The organism is Megasphaera sp. UBA4382 (genome assembly GCF_002391155.1).
Taxonomy (GTDB): domain Bacteria; phylum Bacillota; class Negativicutes; order Veillonellales; family Megasphaeraceae; genus Megasphaera; species Megasphaera hexanoica.
On sequence record NZ_DGRS01000082.1, the window covers coordinates 99,704 to 112,270 of the forward strand.

Below are 12,567 nucleotides of genomic sequence, written 5' to 3' on the forward strand. Positions count from 1 at the left end.
GAGGTGCCGGAGATGCTGACTCCTTCAGAAGGATAGCACTCCCTGTATATGAATACTCTTTCCTGGAAAAAAGCATACACCGTATCCGGCCTGATTCATGTCCTTTTCTTTTTCATCCTCGCCCTGTTTTTTGTCCATACAGCAGCTACGCAGCCCCCACAAATGGTCATGGTCGAACTGGAAGGAAATGGCAATACAGGTAGCAGTGGCGGTGGCGGCAGGGGCGGTAGCAGCGGAACCCCCGGCTGGCAGAATACGGCTTTTCCCCAGCCCCTCAGTGAATCAGCCGTTTCCAGCAGCCTGCAGGCCGTTAACCGTGCAGGCAGTGTGGCGACAACAGCTGAGTCCGCCAAGATACCGTCAGATCAGAACCGTATATCCATCCCGGATGCAGCACCGGCTTCCCATACAGCAGAGGATGCCGCAACACCGGTTCCTGCAACTGCCGCCTCGGCCGGCAGCACCACCGCAGAAAGTACCAACAGCAATATAGGCGGGGATGCCAGTGGAGGAAGTGGCACCGGTAACGGTGATGGCGCTGGAGAAGGTAGTGGCAGCGGTAACGGTGCTGGTGAAGGTGATGGAAGCGGTAACGGAACTGGCGGAGGTTTAGGAGCCGGTTTCATTGATAATGGCGACGGATCGTATACCGCTCCCGACGCCTCCGGCATCGACTATCAGATTCTGCAGGATGCCCGGGCCGTCTATCCCGATGAAGCCCGATCCATCGGATATGCCAAAACCGTATCTGTCACCGCACATATATTGGTCGGCCTGGATGGCTCTGTCGAATCAGTTTCGATTCTCTCTAACCCACCCAACCTGGGCTTCCGAGAAGCGGCTGAATCGGCACTATGGCAAATGCGTTTTTCTCCTATGACCTATGAAGGTCATCCCGTCAAAGTACCATTTGAAAAAACAATTTACTTCCAGCCATGATGCCGCTCTCTCCATGACGGGATACATGAGTTCCACAGTCTGTCGGAATCATAGCACCAATAACAAAAGGACTGCCTTCACAGGGCAGTCTTTTTGTTATCTGATTCTGTAGTTATTTTCTGACTTTTCCCGGAAAAGGATGCAGAATCAGCGCTACCTGTAGTATAATAAGGTCTGAACTAATTCACTCAATTTTTTATAATAAGGGAGTACAATACCATGATAAATTTCGAATTGATGAATAAACAGCTGCGGGCGCTGGCAGAAGCCGATGCCTCCTGGCTTCCTGTTTTTGCCAACGCGTCTGCCCTGCTCTGGGACTGCTTCCCTTCCATCAATTGGGCAGGTTTTTATATCGTAAATCAGGGCAGCCTGCTGCTGGGGCCGTTTCAGGGCAAAGTCGCCTGCATCCGCATCCCTATCGGCAAGGGCGTTTGTGGTACGGCCGTATTGGAAGATGCTACCCAGCGGATTGACAATGTTCATCTTTTTCCAGGTCATATCGCCTGTGACAGCGCTTCCAATTCAGAACTCGTCATCCCTATCCACCATGACGGCAAAGTCGTAGCTCTTCTCGATATGGACAGTCCCATCTACAATCGCTTTTCAGAAAATGATCAGAAGGAACTCGAATCATTTGTCCGGGCACTGGAAGAAATTACAGAATTCTCACCCATTTCTTTCTGACAAAGTATTTATTTCTATATTTCTTATGTTTAATATGCTATAATGGAATGAACTAGTATTCTAGAAAGCCAGAGGAGGGGATTCATTTATGAAACTATTTAATTTCTACAAAGGCACCGAAATCCATCTCGGCGTCATGGACGAAAACGGCACGGCCCGCGACGCTACTGCCGGTGGATACCCGGCTATTCCAGCCACAATGCAATCTGCCATAGATGGGACGTATACCCTGGACGCCATTCGTACAGCTGCCGGAAACGGACCGGTTGTCGATACAGATACGGTACGCTTTGCCCCGGCCGTACTCAATCCCGAAAAAATTCTCTGCATCGGCCTCAATTACGCGGCTCATGCCAAAGAATCCAAGCTGCCTATTCCCGACTATCCTACGCTGTTCAGCAAGTTCAATAATGCATTGAATGCCCACAAGGAAAATATCGTCCTGCCTGACACGGCGTATAAATACGATTATGAAGTCGAACTGGTCATCGTCATCGGGAAAACAGCCCACATGGTACGTAAAGAAGATGCCCTCGATTATGTTTTCGGCTATACCATCGGAAACGATTTCTCTGCCCGTGATCTGCAGATGCGTACCTCCCAGTGGCTTATCGGCAAAACCTTTGACGGCTTTGCTCCTCTGGGACCATACATCGTACCCGCATCAGAAGCAGATCCGGCTCATTTCCAGGTCCAGAGCTTTGTCAATGGACAGCCGCGTCAGGACTCCAATACAAATGACCTGATTTTCGACTGTGCCACTATCGTCAGTTACCTCTCCCAATATATGACACTGAAACCGGGAGACGTCATTTTCACCGGTACGCCTTCAGGAGTCATCCTCGGATATCCGGAAGACAAGCAAGTCTGGCTGAAAGCCGGCGATACGGTCACCGTAAAAATCGACGGCATCGGCGAACTGACCAATACCCTGACAAAATAACCGTTTTACCCGGTTCACTCATATACGTTATTAGTAAACGAGCCTGCCATCAATACGGCAGGCTCGTTCTTCTATGCTGTTACGGATTCATTATCATCTTCTCCATCCTCCAGGATGGCCGTAATGGAAGCTTTTGTATCAATCACCTTTCCCAACCGGTTGTCATAGTATTTGACTCCGGCAACGCCAAACGCCAGGCCGATAACGGCGCCGGCAATCCCCCACATAGTCTCTGTTCCCAGACCATATCCGGCCAGCGCACCAGCGGCCGCCAGGAGAAGGGGCATGATAAAGCAAATAAACGAGCTCATGGCCAGGTGGGAATCATCTACTTCGTAACGGACGCGGTCTCCTTCCCGGGCTCCCAGCCCATTATAAGCCATAATCATGACATGTTCAGCTCCGGCACAGGCACTGCAGGCTACATACAGGAAATCCCGGCTTACTTTTACTTTTGCCAGACCGTTTTCCTTGATTTCTTCAATCGTACCTTCACCTATACGCATATGAATCCCTCCTTTATCATATATTAATTAATAATCATTATTCATTGTATACATTATAGCATGGGACCACCTAAAAGGCAATGCCCCGGAATGATCGTTTTTTATTTTCCTTCTGATCTGGCAGTAACAATCAGACAATTCTATGATACAATAAGTATATATCATTAATCAGGGGGTCTTAGCATGAGTTTAATCAAAGGAATCCACCATGCTGCATTAAAATGTGCCGATTTAGAAAAATTCCAGGAAACCGTTCATTTTTACCGGGATGTCCTCGGCCTTCCGGTCCTGCGCCGCTGGGGTAATGAAGAAAAAGCAGGCATCATGTTTGATACGGGAGACGGCCTCATCGAAATCTTTGCCAGTGGAAGCGCCAGCTGCACAACCGGGTCGGTCAATCACTTTGCTCTGGCAACAGATGATACCGATGCCTGCATCGCCGCTGTACGTCAAGCAGGTTATACCATTGCTGTGGAGCCTAAAGATATCACTATCGCTTCCCAGCCGCCCTTTCCAGCCCGCATCGCCTTTGCTATCGGTCCCTGCGGTGAAGAAATCGAATTTTTCCAGGAAAAATAATCTTTTATATATCCGGACATGCAACAGACGGGCCTGCTATATTTTGACAGGTCCGTCTTCTATTTTGCATCCTATGCTATACATGGAATAAACGGCGATTAATGATGATGGGAAATGGTCGATACGCCTTTGACGGCTTCTTCTTTGGCAGAAACGGCTACTGCAGCACCATCACCGCATTTCATCTGGCGCATACGGGAAAGAATACTGTGCCGGTATCCATATCAGGCATTTGTTATCAGGCAGCTCCATGATTTGCCGGCTCAGGCAACAGGAATGAACAGGCTGCGGCCCCTATCGTGCATGCCGTAATGATTTCCATCGCTGCTATCAGTCCATATATATCAGCAAACCATCCCAGGACGGGAACGAGCATTCCTCCAATACTGAAAGCCAGCCCCATGGTAACGCCCGATGCAAATCCGATGCTGCGTGCCAGGTAGCGCTGTCCCAGGACGACATAAGCCGAATAGGCACCGCTCACGCAGAAACTGAGTGGCAGCAGCAGAGCATAGACCATCCAGATTTGCGTAGAAATCGTGGCCAGTATCATGAGAGGTACAAACAAGATACAACACAGGCGGAGTGTCCATACACAGCCATACCGGTCAGCCAGATTGCCACCCCAGAGCGTCATGACGATACCAGAAAGAGAAAGAACCGACAGGACCAGACTTCCTACCGCTTCCGATGCTCCCAGCATGTTGATACAGAACAGGGGCAAAAAACTAAATAGCGACGAGACGGCAATGGCCCGGAATATGATGACGACCGTAAGCTTGGAAAACTGTCGCCAGTCATTTTTTCCTGTGACAGTACTATCCGGAACGGTTTCCCGGGAAGTCAGAAAAGGAGACACAAGCTGTGCAGCCTGCCGGAGCGATGGAAGAGTCCGTACGAAAAGCAATGACATAATAGCCGCAATGCCGGCAAAAACGACCATGCCATGCATGCCAAACGAAGTGATAACCCCGACGACCAGGAGCGGCCCTACGCCAAATCCCCCGTTGCCACCAACAGAAAAAATTCCCATCGCTTTGCCTTCGTTCCTTCCGGAAACGGCATGAACCAGACGGGCTGCCTCGGGATGAAACATAGAACCTCCGACCCCCATGAGTGCAACGACGGTAAAAATAGCCCAGTAATCTGAAAAAAATCCCGTCAGGGAAAAACAGGCTCCCGACAAAAAGACGCCCGCTACCAGAAACCATGATTGGGACAACTTATCGGACAGGTAACCAAAGACAGGCTGAATGACCGATGACAAAAAGGACGAGGCAAACATAAGCCCACCGACGGCGGCATAATCGAGATCGTAATACAGTACGAGGAACGGCAACAGGGCTGGCAGCGCTCCTCCGCTTAAGTCAGTACAAAAATGGCCAAGCGAAAGCAGATACAAATATCGTTTCATCGTAAGTCTCCTCAATCATAAAATACACTGCGCAGAACATGTCCCCAATGCCGCACTTTATCAGGCTTGTCCGGCCAGTATTCTAAAAGAAGTGGCATGATTTCATAATCGACGATTTCCATGAGCCATTCTTCAGTATATTCCGTCTGACCACAGAAATACCCATGACCGATGCAAAAGCCCCGTCCCAGCCGGGGATCCTCGGAAATCTCTGCATTGAGTTTTTTTATGCGGGTAATCAAGGCCGTAAATGTATCACTATCGAGCTTCTTCATATACTCTTGAAATCCATCAGAATCAAATTCGGGAATCAGTTCAAAAAATCCAAAGCGGCGGCGCAGGATATAATCGCGGATGGAAACCGTATCCGCCATATTCATCATACCGATGATATATATATTTTTCGGTACAGAAAAAGGCATTCCGTTGCAGGAAAGGGTTACAGATGTACCGCGGTATGGTTTTTCAATGAGCATCAGTAATTCGCCAAAAATTTTGCTGATATTCCCCCGGTTGATATCGTCGATAATGAAGAAAAAAGGCTTGTTTGGCATGTTGGCGGCCCGCTGGCAGAACCGGTAAAAAATGCCGTACCGGAACACATAACCTGTATCCTGAGGTTTATACCCTGCCACAAAGTCGTCGTACCCAAAGCTTTCGTGAAAATGGACAAATTCAATGCGGCTGTCATCCCGTTCTCTCATCATCGCATAAGCAATACGCCGTGCCGTGTAGGTCTTACCCACGCCGGGGGCCCCTTGGAGGATGATATTTTGTTTATGCTTCAAAAGAGAAATCAGAGTAGCAAAATGGCCACGGCTCATATAGACTTCCCGGATAAAATCATCATGGGTATAAGGCTTAACCACCCGTTGGTGATCCACCGGGTTTTCATCACGGATAAGATCCATGATAGACGTATACTCACTTCGGGTCAATTTAAATAAATTTCCCTGGGGATTTTCAAAATATTCCATCCGCCGGAGCTCTGGCACAGCCTGCACTGCCGTATATCCAATAGGATGTACCAGACCTTCCACTTTTTCCAGATAGATATTTTCACCGTCGCTTTCTTTGACAATTTTTCCAATAGCTACAATCTGGCGCACCGGCGATGATTCATAACAAATAAGGAAGTCCCCGCTTCGTGCAGCCAGGAAATTTTCAAAAACGCGCCGCTTATTGCCGTTTTCATTATACAGGGAAAAGCTGCGCGGTTCCCCTATGCCCATAGAAGAAAAGCTCCACAACACGGGGTTGACACTAAACCACCAGGCCGCATGCCTTCCTTCAGGAAGCGATACATGCGCATATAAATTTACCCGCGACAAATCGACCTGTTGCAGGGCCTCTGCCAGTTCATCCCGCAATTTCCAGATATATCCGCCATCGGCATTGTGTTCATCTATCTTTCCCACGTATAAAATAGGCCACCATTTGGCGCTTTCGTCTTCTGTAGTCAGGACGTTGCAATCCGTTTTTTCCGCTACCCGTTTTGCCAGGGAAACAGAACAGAAATTATAAAAATTTTTAGGCTCACCATATTTATTGGCCAACTGCCGGCATGTTGCCATTCCTCCAAAATCGAGGAACCGCCGCATCACTTCCAGGCTGCTTTCCGTAAATACGGCATCATCCTGCAATAAAGCGACCCAGTCCTGAACAGACAATTCCGGGCTGTACCCAATGGGCAGCCAGTCCGGATCGCCACTGCCGATGCCTTTTTTCGAATAAATACGACTGATATACATGCAAAGGTCGACGGTCAGCGTATGGCACGAGGTGTCAGCCCAGCAGTTGTCATGGCGCTGCGCCCTGTACACCGTCTGCAGTTCGCTGTCTTGTTGAATGGCATCACAGATTTCATCAAAAAGGCCATAGGCACCGATGAGATTTCCTGCATGAGCACCGCGGTGAGGCATAAATGAACTATGGAGTTCTTTCGCTACGACACGGCAATCGGAATAATTGTACAGGTAATACCGGTCGGGATAACGGAGCCACAAATACGTACTGATGGCGTTCAATTTCTGATAATGCTGCTTCCAGATGCCTTCCCCATATTCCCGCCGGATATGTTCGGCATCTTCCCGGAACCGTTCTACGCGGACCGCCAGGTCCTTTTTTTCGTCAAAAAGATTAGAAAACATAGCCTTGGTCGCATCCCGGTTGACGGCCGCAAAGCCACGCATAACCCCGCGGGGATAATAATTAACCGACGTAAGCAAATCCTTTGTCCGGGCCGTAGCAGCCGTAAACATTTCTTCAAAATCCCGGGCCGTAAAGTCCCATGCCGTCTGAAAACAGCGCACAGCTTCCCACTTATACTTTTCCAACGGCCAGCGCTGGGGAAAATCCCTTTTATATTCAGTCAGAATGTCCTTCAACTTATCTCTATCGATCATGGCGGTCCCCTTCTTTCTCGTCTGTCAGGGCGGACTTGGATACATACTAGTTGTATTGTACCATGTTTGCCGCAGAAAATAAAAGAAACCGCCCGTGAGGCGGTTTTGTAGTGCCCCCCAAAAGTTAGACCTAAAAATCTAACGAATGGGGGGCAGTTCATTTCACTTCCTATGATTTCTCTTTTCTTTTTACGCCTCTTTCCTCTGCTATATAAGGCGGGCGGCCCTTGCTTTCATTATAAATACGGCCGATATATTCCCCCATAATTCCCATGAACATGAGTTGTACGCCGCCGATAAACAAGATGACCGAAATAAGGGACGGATACCCGGCTACATCACCGCCGTATACGAGTGTACGTACGACGATGAAACACATATATAAAGACGCCAGAAAGGCCAGCAGACAGCCTGCAAAAGAAGCCGCCCGCAATGGGGCCGTCGTAAAACTAGTAATGCCATCTACAGCGAGGTTAAAAAGCTGCCAGTAGTTCCATTTCGTTTTGCCCGCGGCCCGGGGCGGACGATCAAAGAGAATTTCTTTCTTTTCAAAACCGATCCAGCTGAAAAGCCCTTTGGTATAGCGCTGACATTCCCGCAGACTGCACAAAGCCTGGACGCAGCGGCGGTCCAGAAGGCGGAAGTCGCCCACATCCTGCTGAACGGGAACGGACGTCAGTTTTTTCAACAATTTATAATATACGTGGCTCGACCATTTTTTGAAAAATGTTTCTCCTTCCCGGCAGCGGCGGCGGGCTGAGACATCACGGTATCCTTTTTCCCACCAGGCAATCATTTCCGGCAGAAGTTCCGGCGGATCCTGTAAATCAGCATCCATGATGACCAGGGCATCGCCATCAGCATAATCCATACCAGCCAGCATAGCCGCTTCCTTTCCAAAGTTACGGGATAGAGAAATATAAGAAACGCGGGCGTCTTTTTCATAAAGCTCCCGGATAATCGATATTGTACGATCGCGGCTGCCGTCGTTGACAAAGATAAAAGTGAACTGGTAATTTTCTATCTGTTCCAGAACCGAGCTGGTCCGTTCATAAAACTGGTGGAGTACTGCTTCTTCATTGTAGCAGGGTACGAGAATGTCTATACGCTTCATGGCAATACGCCCTCTTTCAACGGCCGGTTAATCAATACGGTATAATCCTCTTCTTCCATACGCTGGTATATATTCCCGTCAAGGACACTCAGTGCCTCTTCAAGGTATTTCGGCTGTACTACGACAATGACCGGCTGGCTGCTATGCCAGACATCATACAGTTCCTTACTGCCATAATACATCCCCGTACGATCCGTATGGTGAATGCCGAACTCCAGTTCACCCATAAAATTGGCAGCCGCCACGGGCCGGTCCAGATAATATACCAGCCCCGGAATGAAAGAACCGTACATAATAATCGGCGTATCTTCCGACGGATGCAGAGTCTTAATATCCTGGCTGACCTGATAGGCTGACTGGTGATCATGGATCTGCCCCTGCACCTGATGGGCGCCAAGTCCAAAGCCATAGGCCATACAGCTTAGAATCAGGAAAACAGCAAAGAAACTGCGGCGCTTTTTATAAGACCAGCAGGCTGCCAGCGTACCTGCAAGAAGGGACGCGATGAGCAGGCCGCCATTTTTCAGGAAATCTGGCACAGTCAGGAAATCCGTATGCATGAGATAGGCAATCCCGCCAGCCGTAAATAACAAACAGAGCACGGAGTTTACAAAAAAGCTGTGGCATAGCCAGTCTTTTTCTCTCCGGCACCGTTCCAGTGATGCTGCCAGAAGGACCGATAACGGCAGCCAGCAGGGAAGAATATAGGTCGGCAGTTTGGAATCAGAAATGCTGTAAAAAACGTAAATAAGGCCTGCCCAAAGTCCGAGGAACAAAATATCCTGCCGATGCCGCAGGGTACCCGGCCGGCGCAGGATGCCTTTTTTGCTGAAAAAAGGCAATAAAAACCCGGTCCAGGGCATCGTGCCAGCCAGCAGGACCGGCACAAAATAATACCAGGGATGAAACCGTTCATGCATCTTGGTAGCAAAGCGGAGAAAGTGTTCACGGATAAAGAAAAAGTAAAAAAAGTCAGGATTCCGCTGGCATACCATATAATACCACGGCACAGCGATGACAAGGAACAGCAGGATTCCCGGCAGATAAAACAATTTCAGGAACAGGCGGGGCCGTTTCGTACAAAGGGCATACCAAAAAATAATCCCGCAGGGAAATACGATGGAAATCAGCCCTTTGGTAAGCATGCCGAATCCCATAAATGCATAAAATAGCAGCAGATATTTCTTATTTTCCGTTCTCTCAAATACATAAAAGGTGACCAGGCAGGCATCAATAAAAAAAGTCAGCGCCATGTCGAGGACACCGATGGAAGCGACGATGAGCTGCAATGCTGACGTTGCCAGAATGACGGCCGCCATAACGCCCGTACGACGGTTGTACATTACCCGGGCAAGCCAGAAGGCCAGCAGGACATTCCCCAATCCCGAAAGGGCCGGCAGGACACGTCCCGTAAATTCGCGGAAACCAAAGAGTTCCATGGAAAGAGCCGTTATCCAATACTGAAAGATTGGTTTTTCAAAATACGGCATATAGTCAAAATGAGGCGTAATGTAATCGCCGGAAAGAACCATTTCCATGGCTACCCGGTGATATCTTCCCTCATCTAATTCAATCAGATGATAGGAACCAATATGAGCCAGGTACAGGAAAACCGCAGCAAACAATAAAACAAAAAAAATCAGACGCTGATGACGCCGTATGGCACAATTCATATTCATTTCCTCCCACTGTATCCTATATAGTGACAGTATACAGCTTCTATCTAAACAAAACCTAAACAGGCCTGTAACATTTTTTATATCCCTGATTCCCAAAAAAAGCAGCTGGAACAAAACCGCCCCGCAGGTTGGTTCCGCTTAACAGCCGGCAGAGAAAAACCCTCTATCCAGTATACATGGAATAGAGGGTTTTTACTAGAGCAAAGTACGATAATCAGGAAGCAGAACCGACTTTTTTGTTCATATTGATGCCAATCGGGAAAATGCAGAGTCCGATGGCAAAGGCCATAAAGAGGATAATAGCCCAGTAATACGATCCCGTCAGTGTGACAATCATACCGACGAGAATCGGTACGATGGCGCCGCCGATATTGCCCATAAAGTTCATGGCACCGGCAACAATGCCGACATCATCTTTTTGCGAAATAGCAGCCGGCATCATCCAGAACGTCGCACCAACCCATTTTTCACAGAACATGGCAACAGACATATACACGATAGCCAGCGTCATGGATGTAGCCGTACTGAGAAGATACATGGCGATTGCCATCACGATTCCCAGACCTGCCAGGGCATACTTAACGACTTTGCTGGGGTCATATTTCATGCACATCGTATCAATCATATAGCCGCCAAAGAGGGAACCAATAACACCACAGCCAAAGATAATGAAAATAGAACCGCCAACAGCCATGAAATTGACTTTAAATACCTGGGATAAATACATAGGCCCCCATGTCATTAGACCATACCAGAAGCAGTCATAGCAGACAAATCCCAGGACCATGCCCCAGAAAGTGACACTGCGCAGATACCGTGGCAATCCCAGTGACGTTTTGCCGCCACTGGCCATCTGTTCGCTTTCGTATTCAGCTTTCAGGGCATTATCGATATATTCCCGTTCAGCCTTGTTGATCATTTTATTCGTATCCGGTGTCGTATGAACGAATTTATAACAAATGAGGACTACTACCATCGTAAAGACACCGGCCCCCATCAAGGCACCACGCCAGCCGCCAAACCAGGCAAGGAAGGCAATAATGAGTGGCCCGCCAATAGCCGTGCCGAGAGCCGATCCGGCATCGACAATAGCTGCACCACGGGTACGTTCATTCTTCGTCAGCCACACAGACTGGAGCTTGCTGCTGGCCGGATAAATCGGGGCTTCCGATGCACCGAGTAGTGCCCGTACAGCCATAAAAGCAGAACTGCTGCTCAAAAAGCCGGTGATGACCTGAAATACACCCCACAAAATCCCGGACCCCAGGATTGTCTTGCCCGGCCCCAGACGGTCCGCAATCCAGCCTGAAGGAATCTGCATCAGCGTATAGCCCCAGAAAAAGGCACTGAGAATGACCCCTACCAGAGCAGGACCAAAGTGGAGATCTGCTTCAATGGAAGGCATACAAATAGAAATAACGGCACGGTCGATATAGTTTACCGTACATAATGCCAGTAAGGAGCCGAAGACCATCCAGCGGACTTTCGTCGGCTTTTCTGATTGTAACGTAGTCATGTTACTTCACCTCTCTCATTCATTCCTATTCACTTGTTCCGATCGGAGATATACCAATATATTGGTATGCTAGTGATTTAATTATACGTCGATTATCCATAATTGTCAATCCGGTTATGCACAATTTGTATTATTGCATCCAAAATACAGATAAACAGAAAGTCCCATGACAGCCGGAGCTATCATGGGACTCTCTGTTTATACCCCTATGCGGGGCATGTTGCTATGGCTCAGAGGTTATTCTTCAATATGGGCAATCTTCTTGGCCAGTTCTTTCTTCATTTCCAGGTTACCCTGACGGGAAATCATGATGCGCTGTGCCTGCGGGCTGCCGGCACCGTGCATGGATTCTGTCCGGTAGCCGACGGCGGCCGTGCCCAGGCAGAGATTTTCGATGAGACGCAGGACTTTCAGGCGGTTTTCCGTCGATACGGACGATACGCCTTTGAGGTATTTATCGACATACGGCCCGATTTTCGGATCCCGCAGGTCGATTTCCGACGGCGCCGTGACGACCAGGCCGCCAGCAATATCTTCGGCCAGGCGGACGATTTCATAGGGGAAACGGGTGACGTTCTGCTTGCACACGTTGGCCAGCAGCAGGTCGATGAGGTAGTTGCCCGATTTCGTCGGTTTGCCCAGGGCCGAGCAGGCGATGCCGCAGCCGAAAAGCGTTTCGTTCAGGTGCTGCATTTCGATAATCTTGTCTTTGATGTGCGATGCCTTGGCACAACCGTTATAATCGGCTGCCAGGGCCGCGGCCCCGATGAGGACGTCGCCTACGC

At 49.0% G+C, this 12,567-nt stretch carries 11 protein-coding genes; 4 read left to right on the forward strand and 7 right to left on the reverse strand.

What is annotated here, in order from left to right:
• Positions 1–48 precede the first annotated feature (48 nt).
• The 3 genes from B4H10_RS10355 to B4H10_RS10365 all read left to right on the forward strand — a co-directional run bounded on the left by B4H10_RS10355 (position 49) and on the right by B4H10_RS10365 (position 2,569).
• The gene (locus B4H10_RS10355; RefSeq protein WP_292018792.1) at positions 49–939 is read left to right on the forward strand and encodes an energy transducer TonB; all 891 of its coding nucleotides are present in this window, start codon (positions 49–51) and stop codon (positions 937–939) included.
• A gap of 219 nt (positions 940–1,158) precedes the next feature.
• Positions 1,159–1,626 carry a GAF domain-containing protein gene (locus tag B4H10_RS10360; RefSeq protein ID WP_113855273.1) on the forward strand — a complete coding sequence of 156 codons (468 nt, stop codon included), beginning with the start codon at positions 1,159–1,161 and terminating at the stop codon, positions 1,624–1,626.
• Positions 1,627–1,714: 88 nt separating this feature from the next.
• Complete coding sequence (locus B4H10_RS10365) at positions 1,715–2,569, forward strand: fumarylacetoacetate hydrolase family protein (RefSeq protein ID WP_170087034.1); 855 nt, start codon at positions 1,715–1,717, stop codon at positions 2,567–2,569.
• A gap of 71 nt (positions 2,570–2,640) precedes the next feature.
• Here B4H10_RS10365 and B4H10_RS10370 read toward each other — a convergent pair whose 3' ends face one another.
• A complete protein-coding gene (locus tag B4H10_RS10370) occupies positions 2,641–3,075 on the reverse strand; it encodes a SoxR reducing system RseC family protein (RefSeq protein WP_059076145.1) in 435 nt (144 codons plus the stop codon).
• Between the two features lie 183 nt (positions 3,076–3,258).
• Here B4H10_RS10370 and B4H10_RS10375 point away from each other — a divergent pair, with 183 nt between their 5' ends.
• Positions 3,259–3,654: a VOC family protein gene (locus tag B4H10_RS10375; RefSeq protein WP_170087035.1), complete on the forward strand. Its 396-nt coding sequence runs from the start codon at positions 3,259–3,261 to the stop codon at positions 3,652–3,654.
• A 238-nt stretch (positions 3,655–3,892) separates the two neighbouring features.
• Here the strand turns inward: B4H10_RS10375 and B4H10_RS10380 are convergent, their stop codons facing one another.
• The 6 genes from B4H10_RS10380 to B4H10_RS10405 form a co-directional block, all read right to left on the reverse strand.
• Positions 3,893–5,068 (reverse strand): MFS transporter, encoded by a 1,176-nt coding sequence (locus B4H10_RS10380; protein ID WP_059076147.1) that lies wholly within the window; start codon positions 5,066–5,068, stop codon positions 3,893–3,895.
• Between the two features lie 11 nt (positions 5,069–5,079).
• Positions 5,080–7,473, reverse strand: a complete 2,394-nt coding sequence (locus B4H10_RS10385) for an AAA family ATPase (protein WP_059076148.1) — start codon at positions 7,471–7,473, stop codon at positions 5,080–5,082.
• Between the two features lie 169 nt (positions 7,474–7,642).
• Complete coding sequence (locus B4H10_RS10390) at positions 7,643–8,587, reverse strand: glycosyltransferase family 2 protein (protein ID WP_059076149.1); 945 nt, start codon at positions 8,585–8,587, stop codon at positions 7,643–7,645.
• Positions 8,584–10,260 (reverse strand): glycosyltransferase family 39 protein, encoded by a 1,677-nt coding sequence (locus B4H10_RS10395; RefSeq protein WP_292018793.1) that lies wholly within the window; start codon positions 10,258–10,260, stop codon positions 8,584–8,586. Before B4H10_RS10395 ends, B4H10_RS10390 begins: the two co-directional genes overlap by 4 nt.
• Before the next feature lie 220 nt (positions 10,261–10,480).
• A complete protein-coding gene (locus B4H10_RS10400; RefSeq protein ID WP_059076151.1) occupies positions 10,481–11,782 on the reverse strand; it encodes an MFS transporter in 1,302 nt (433 codons plus the stop codon).
• A gap of 237 nt (positions 11,783–12,019) precedes the next feature.
• Positions 12,020–12,567, reverse strand: a 548-nt coding sequence (locus tag B4H10_RS10405; protein ID WP_292018372.1) for a 4-hydroxyphenylacetate 3-hydroxylase C-terminal domain-containing protein, incomplete at its 5' end; no start/stop codon positions are given.

Coding starts and splice junctions, on each gene's coding strand:
- B4H10_RS10355 (WP_292018792.1), top strand. CDS start 49: ATGAATACTCTTTCCTGGAAAAAAGCATACACCGTATCCGGCCTGATT.
- B4H10_RS10360 (WP_113855273.1), top strand. CDS start 1,159: ATGATAAATTTCGAATTGATGAATAAACAGCTGCGGGCGCTGGCAGAA.
- B4H10_RS10365 (WP_170087034.1), top strand. CDS start 1,715: ATGAAACTATTTAATTTCTACAAAGGCACCGAAATCCATCTCGGCGTC.
- B4H10_RS10370 (WP_059076145.1), bottom strand. CDS start 3,075: ATGCGTATAGGTGAAGGTACGATTGAAGAAATCAAGGAAAACGGTCTG.
- B4H10_RS10375 (WP_170087035.1), top strand. CDS start 3,259: ATGAGTTTAATCAAAGGAATCCACCATGCTGCATTAAAATGTGCCGAT.
- B4H10_RS10380 (WP_059076147.1), bottom strand. CDS start 5,068: ATGAAACGATATTTGTATCTGCTTTCGCTTGGCCATTTTTGTACTGAC.
- B4H10_RS10385 (WP_059076148.1), bottom strand. CDS start 7,473: ATGATCGATAGAGATAAGTTGAAGGACATTCTGACTGAATATAAAAGG.
- B4H10_RS10390 (WP_059076149.1), bottom strand. CDS start 8,587: ATGAAGCGTATAGACATTCTCGTACCCTGCTACAATGAAGAAGCAGTA.
- B4H10_RS10395 (WP_292018793.1), bottom strand. CDS start 10,260: ATGAATTGTGCCATACGGCGTCATCAGCGTCTGATTTTTTTTGTTTTA.
- B4H10_RS10400 (WP_059076151.1), bottom strand. CDS start 11,782: ATGACTACGTTACAATCAGAAAAGCCGACGAAAGTCCGCTGGATGGTC.